This window comes from Bradyrhizobium sp. 139 (assembly GCF_023074175.1).
In the GTDB taxonomy this organism is placed as follows: domain Bacteria; phylum Pseudomonadota; class Alphaproteobacteria; order Rhizobiales; family Xanthobacteraceae; genus Bradyrhizobium.
This window is the reverse complement of the sequence record NZ_JADPKS010000005.1, coordinates 1-5,453: the sequence shown is the minus strand read 5'-3', so window position 1 is coordinate 5,453 and position 5,453 is coordinate 1. Positions and strand designations below refer to the sequence as shown.

General features: G+C 64.7%; 6 protein-coding genes and 1 riboswitch. Of the genes, 3 read left to right on the top strand and 3 right to left on the bottom strand.

All coding sequences use genetic code 11. From position 1 onward, the window contains the following. Positions 1-106: 106 nt before the first annotated feature. Genes IVA80_RS00515 through IVA80_RS00505 form a run of 3 tightly spaced genes read right to left on the bottom strand, consistent with a single transcriptional unit; the run spans position 107 to position 3,015 of the window. Positions 107-1,042, bottom strand: a complete 936-nt coding sequence (locus IVA80_RS00515) for a prephenate/arogenate dehydrogenase family protein (protein ID WP_247424372.1) — start codon at positions 1,040-1,042, stop codon at positions 107-109. Further along, a complete protein-coding gene (gene hisC / locus IVA80_RS00510; RefSeq protein WP_247424369.1) occupies positions 1,039-2,133 on the bottom strand; it encodes a histidinol-phosphate transaminase in 1,095 nt (364 codons plus the stop codon). Before hisC ends, IVA80_RS00515 begins: the two co-directional genes overlap by 4 nt. Before the next feature lie 33 nt (positions 2,134-2,166). Then, positions 2,167-3,015: a chorismate mutase gene (locus IVA80_RS00505; RefSeq protein ID WP_247424368.1), complete on the bottom strand. Its 849-nt coding sequence runs from the start codon at positions 3,013-3,015 to the stop codon at positions 2,167-2,169. A gap of 217 nt (positions 3,016-3,232) precedes the next feature. Further along, positions 3,233-3,312, top strand: a riboswitch (SAM riboswitch). Positions 3,313-3,403: 91 nt separating this feature from the next. Between IVA80_RS00505 and IVA80_RS00500 the strand changes: the two genes are divergently transcribed. From IVA80_RS00500 to IVA80_RS00490, 3 genes are all read left to right on the top strand, one after another. Further along, positions 3,404-4,606 (top strand): homoserine O-acetyltransferase, encoded by a 1,203-nt coding sequence (locus IVA80_RS00500; RefSeq protein ID WP_247424365.1) that lies wholly within the window; start codon positions 3,404-3,406, stop codon positions 4,604-4,606. A 2-nt stretch (positions 4,607-4,608) separates the two neighbouring features. After that, a complete protein-coding gene (metW, locus tag IVA80_RS00495) occupies positions 4,609-5,271 on the top strand; it encodes a methionine biosynthesis protein MetW (RefSeq protein WP_247424363.1) in 663 nt (220 codons plus the stop codon). Then, positions 5,271-5,453: hypothetical protein (locus IVA80_RS00490; protein WP_247424359.1), on the top strand; the 183-nt coding region annotated here is incomplete at its 3' end. The genes metW and IVA80_RS00490, both read left to right, overlap by 1 nt.

Here is a 5,453-nt window from a genome sequence, read left to right as displayed (position 1 = left end):
GCTTGCCTTCCAACCAAGCCGCGCGACGCGCGCCACAAATAGCGCCGTAGCTAGCGCGGCTTGGCTGGAAGGCTGCCCGGGGCCCGTTACCCCATCTACTCGAGCGCTACTGCTTCTTCAACGCTGCATGCGGCCGGCCGAAATCGGGCGCGGCCGAGTCCTGGCCGATCTCGACGATGCCGCGGCGGATGGCGCGGGTGCGGGTGAAGTGATCGAACAGCGCCTCGCCGTCGCCGCGGCGGATCGCGCGCGTAAGCTTTGCGAGATCCTCGGTGAAGGTGCCGAGCATCTCCAGCACGGCCTCCTTGTTGGCGAGGAAGACGTCGCGCCACATCGTCGGATCGGACGCGGCGATGCGGGTGAAATCGCGGAAGCCGCCGGCGGAAAATTTTATCACCTCGGACTCCGTCACCTGCGCCAGCTCGTCGGCGGTGCCGACGATGGTGTAGGCGATCAGATGCGGCAGATGGCTGGTGATCGCGAGCACGAGATCATGATGATCCGGCGTCATGACCTCGACCTTGGCGCCCATCGCCGCCCAGAACGCACGCAGGCGATCGGTGGCCGCCGCGTCGACGCCTTCCGGCGGGGTGAGAATGCACCAGCGGTTGATGAAGAGCTCGGCGAAGCCGGAATCGGGGCCCGAGTGCTCGGTGCCCGCGACGGGATGCGCCGGCACGAAATGAATGTTATCAGGCAGATGCGGTGCCATGTCCCTGACGATCGCGCCCTTGACCGAGCCCACGTCGGACACGATCGCACCTGACTTCAAATGCGCCGCGATCTCCTGCGCCACCGGCCCACAGGCGCCGACGGGAATGCAGAGGACAACGAGATCGGCATCCGTCACGGCTTCCGCATTGGTCGCCACGACCTTGTCGACGATGCCGAGCTCCATCACGCGCGCGCGCGTTTTTTCCGAGCGCGCGGTGGTGACGATCTCGCCGGCAAGCCCCTGGAGCTTCGCAGCGCGCGCGATCGATCCACCGATCAGCCCGAAGCCGATCAGCGCGACGCGCTGGAAGTGCGGTGAGGTGCTCATTTGCCGGCCATGAAGTCGCGCAGGGCTTCGACGACGAGGCGGTTGGCCTCCTCGGTGCCGATGGTCATGCGCAGCGAATGCGGCAGGCCGTAGTTCTTCAAGCCGCGCAGCACCAGCCCGCGCCTGGTGAGGTAGGCGTCGGCCTCGTCTGAGGTCTTGCCCTTTTCCGGGAAGTGGATCAGCACGAAATTGGCGACGCCGGGCGTCACCTTCAGCCCGAGCTTGGCGATCTCCTCGGTCAGCCAGTTGCGCCAGGTCTCGGTGAACTGCTTCGACATCGCCTGGTGCGCGGTGTCCTCGATCGCGGCAACGGCAGCGTACATCGCCGGCGTCGACACGTTGAAGGGACCGCGGATGCGGTTGACGGCGTCGATGACGTGCTCCGGCCCGAACATCCAGCCGATGCGCAGTGCGGCGAGTCCGTGGATCTTGGAGAAGGTGTGCGTCACCACCGTGTTCTCGGTGGTGGCGACGAGCTCGATCCCCATCTCATAATCGTTGCGCGAGACGTAGTCGGAATAAGCGGCATCCAGCACCAGCAGCACGTGCGACGGCAGTCCGGCGCGCAGCCGCTTGACCTCGTCGAACGGCACATAGGTGCCGGTCGGATTGTTGGGGTTGGCGAGCCAGACCAGCTTTGTCCGCGGCGTCACCGCCTTGAGGATGGCATCGACATCGCAGGTGAAGTCTTTCTCCGCTGCGACGACGTTCCTGGCGCCGACCGCCATGGTCGCGATCGGGTAGACCAAGAAACCGTGGGTGGTGGAGATCGCCTCGTCGCCGTGGCTGAGATAGGTGTGGGCGAGCAGATTGAGGATCTCGTCCGAGCCCGCGCCGCAGACGATGCGGTTGGGGTCGAGGCCGAAGGAGCGGCCGATCGCTTCGCGCAGCACGCGCGAGGTTCCTTCCGGATAGTCTTCCAGATGCGTCGCCACGTTCTTGAAGGCCTCGATCGCCTTCGGCGAGGGCCCGAACGGCGTCTCATTGGCCGAGAGCTTGAACACCTTGCGGCCCGGCTCCGCCACCGGGCTCTTGCCGGGCGTGTAGGGCGCAATATCAAGAATGCCGGGATTCGGCACGGGGCGGGACATCTTCAACTCCGGATTGGCTGGGCTGCTCGTGACTTACGATTTCGACCCGGCCGGGGGCACCGTATAGCGCGTTGCGTGGCTGCCGACGAGGGCCGTGGAGCGCACCGAGGCCCCCGCTTCGATCAGGGCAGCCCTGATTTTGTCGATGCTGGTTGCGCTCGTGACCGAGACCAGCAGGGCCGCGCCGTCGAAGGCGGTATCGGGCACCGCCACGATCTCGGCGAGCGGCGACAGGGCGCGCGCGACCTCGGCGTTCCACCCCGAAACACGTATGCTGAAGGTTTCGACCTCCGTCACCAGGGCGCTGTCGGGGACGCGCGAGATCGCGAACACTGGCAATGCGGCCGGATGGTCGGCACGCTCGACGAAGGGCATCAGCGCGATGATCTTCGGGGCCCCGTCCGCTTCCAGCTCCAGCCACCATGGCGTGCGGCTCGAGGTCGCCGAGACCAGCGCCAGGTCGCCCTTGGATTTCGCCACCGCTTCGACCGCGGCCTGCGCGCTGAAATGCGCGACGTAGGGCACGGTGAAGCCGAAATGGAAGCGCGCGGAATCGCGCATCGCCGGCTCGCTCACCGAGATGTCGGCATGCACGGAGAACGGCGCCTGCACATAGGTGAACGTCGAGATGATGACGCGCCAGATGCTCTCCACCGTGTCGAGCGGCAGGATGCCGCGATGGCGCTGGACGAGGTCACGCATCATGGCGGCCTCGCGCGCCGGGCGGAACGCCGAGCCGACCTCCTGGGTCTGCTTCACCTGGATCAGGCGGTCGATGATGTCGCCGCGCTGCATCAGGAGACGATGCATGCCCTCGTCGATCGCGTCGATCTCGTTGCGCAATTCCTGGAGCGATGGCGGCGCGGGCGGACGTTGGGACATGTCTGACAGGGGCTGTTGAGAGGCGTTCCAATGCGGGTCGGCCAGGCAAACTGGCAAGGCCGTCACCGCTGCGATCGATGTCCTGATTAGGCAGTCAGGGCGGCGAAAGCAAAGAGAAATGCAAGGAGAACTCAGGGCCTTTTCCGCTGACGGCACAGAGACGAATTTGGTTAATCCGGACTGCGACTTGACGAAAACAGCCCAAGCCAGTAGGATTTGCCTGTTCCGTGGTCATTTGAGCCGGCCGGCTTGCAGCCACGTTAAAAAACTCGCTAAACAGGCCGGGGACACTTTCGATCCCGGCCGAACCTATCGTTCAGGCCGGGTTTTTCATGGCCTGATGTCAGTGGCGATCTAGTCCGATCGCAAACGAGGACGAAGGTCAGAGATGGTTGGCGTCACGTCGATACCAAGTCCTGCGATCAGTGCCGACGACCGGTCGCATGAGGTCGATCATCCGAGTTCGCAAGTCGCGCATTTCAGCACCGACCAGCCGTTGCCGCTCGATTGTGGCGTCGATCTCACCCCGTTCCAGATTGCCTACCAGACCTATGGCGAGCTCAACGCCGATTGCTCCAACGCGATCCTGATCTGCCATGCGCTGACGCTCGACCAGCATGTCGCCAATCTGCATCCGCTGACGGGCAAGGCCGGCTGGTGGGAGATCATGGTCGGTCCCGGTCGCCCGCTCGATCCCGACAAATATTTCATCATCTGCTCGAACGTGATCGGCGGCTGCATGGGATCGACCGGCCCGGCCTCAATCAATCCGGCAACCGGAAAGGTGTGGGGACTGGATTTTCCAGTCGTCACGATTCCCGACATGGTCCGTGCGCAGGCCATGCTGCTCGATCGCCTCGGCATCGATACGCTGTTGTGCGTCATCGGTGGCTCGATGGGGGGCATGCAGGTGCTGCAATGGACCGCGGCCTATCCCGAGCGCGTGTTCTCGGCATTGCCGGTCGCCTGTGCAACGCGTCACTCGGCGCAGAACATCGCGTTCCACGAACTCGGCCGCCAGGCTGTGATGGCCGATCCCGACTGGCGCGCTGGGCGCTATTTCGAACAGGGCACCCTGCCGCACCGCGGCCTCGCCGTCGCCCGGATGGCCGGGCACATCACCTATCTCTCGGACGCGGCGCTGCATCGCAAATTCGGCCGGCGCATGCAGGACCGCGAGTTGCCGACCTTCTCGTTCGACGCCGATTTCCAGGTCGAGAGCTATCTGCGCTACCAGGGCTCGTCCTTCGTCGAGCGCTTCGACGCCAACTCCTATCTCTATCTGACGCGCGCGATGGATTATTTCGACATCGCCGGCGACCACGGCGGCGTGCTGGCCAAAGCGTTCGCCGGCATCCAGACACGTTTCTGCGTGGTCTCCTTTACCAGTGACTGGTTGTTCCCGACCTCGGAGTCACGCGCGCTGGTGCATGCGCTGAATGCGTCGAGCGCACGGGTTTCGTTCGCCGAGATCGAGACCGATCGCGGCCATGACGCCTTCCTGCTCGACGTGCCTGAATTCTTCGATATCGCCCGCGCCTTCCTGCAATCGGCGGGCAAGGCGCGCGGACTTACCGCCAAGGACGGCTAGCGATGTCTGTACAGGAAGTGCTGCCGCTGGGCGGCGTTGCGACGGAGCAGTCCGGCCAGTTTCGTGCCGACCATCTGCTGGTCGCCGGGATGGTCAAGCCCGGATCGAAAGTCCTCGACGTCGGCTGCGGCGAGGGCGACCTGCTCCAGCTGCTGGAGACCCGCGGCATCGACGGGCGCGGTATCGAGCTTTCGCGCGAGGGCGTCAACCGCTGCGTCGCCAAGGGTCTCGCGGTGGTGCAGGGCGATGCCGACACCGATCTCGTCAATTATCCCGACGACGCCTTCGATTACGTCATCCTGTCGCAGACGCTTCAGGCGACGCGGCAGCCGCGGGTCGTGCTGGAGAATCTGCTGCGCATCGGCCGCCGGGCCATCGTGTCGTTCCCGAATTTCGGCTTCTGGAAGATGCGGCTCCAACTCCTGGTCGGCGGCCACATGCCGCGCACCGAGAATCTGCCCGCGACCTGGTACGACACCGCCAACATCCATTTCTGCACCATCAAGGATTTCGTCGAGCTCTGCGACGCCATCAACGTCAAGATGGAGCGCGCCGAGGCGCTCGATCTCTACGGCCGTCCGCTGCGGCTGCGGATGCCGTGGTGGGTGTGGAATCTGTTCGGCGAGCAGGGCGTGTTCTTGCTCACGCGCGGCGGAGGGATGTAGTGCAGCCTGTAGCCCGGATGGAGCGCAGCGCAATCCGGGGCAGGTCGCGCCGCGTCCAAGAATCCCGGATTACGCTTTCGCTCCATCCGGGCTTCTGTAACGGGCCTTGGTTAGTCAATCCCTTTTTGCGTCATCCGCTTGCCGGGAACCTGCTTCTGTACGGGATCAACGCGATGGTCGTC